Source organism: Acetomicrobium sp. S15 = DSM 107314 (genome assembly GCF_016125955.1).
In the GTDB taxonomy this organism is placed as follows: Bacteria; Synergistota; Synergistia; order Synergistales; family Thermosynergistaceae; genus Thermosynergistes; species Thermosynergistes pyruvativorans.
On the sequence record NZ_JADEVE010000344.1, the window covers coordinates 1 to 330 of the forward strand.

The following is a 330-nucleotide window of genomic DNA, read 5'->3' on the forward strand; positions in this document are numbered from 1 at the left end:
CCGCTATTTTGTAGTCCTTCAAATTATCCAACGTCGCTCCCTCCCGGTAGCTAAAGGTCTATATCAAGATCTGCGCTTAAGTGCCATCAGATACACGTATGCAACCCTAATTTCTTGATTTGGCAGAGGGATGTGCACCAAGGAATATGGGAAGTCCTCGTTTTCGCCGCTGGAGCTTTGTTGATGTGGGTCGCCTCAGTGGGAGCGATAGTAGAGCTAAAAGTAAAAGCAGTCTCTGAGGAAATAAGAAATATTGGAAGGGATACCATTGAGGTTGCCACTGATGTTACATCTCCGGAGGAAGTTGATAAACTAAAGGAAGCCGTTCTA

1 protein-coding gene is annotated in these 330 nt (G+C 45.5%); it reads left to right on the forward strand.

Going from position 1 to position 330, the window contains the following annotated elements:
- Window positions 1–114: 114 nt before the first annotated feature.
- The coding region (locus EZM41_RS10970; RefSeq protein ID WP_232619325.1) for a LapA family protein at window positions 115–330 on the forward strand (216 nt) is incomplete at its 3' end.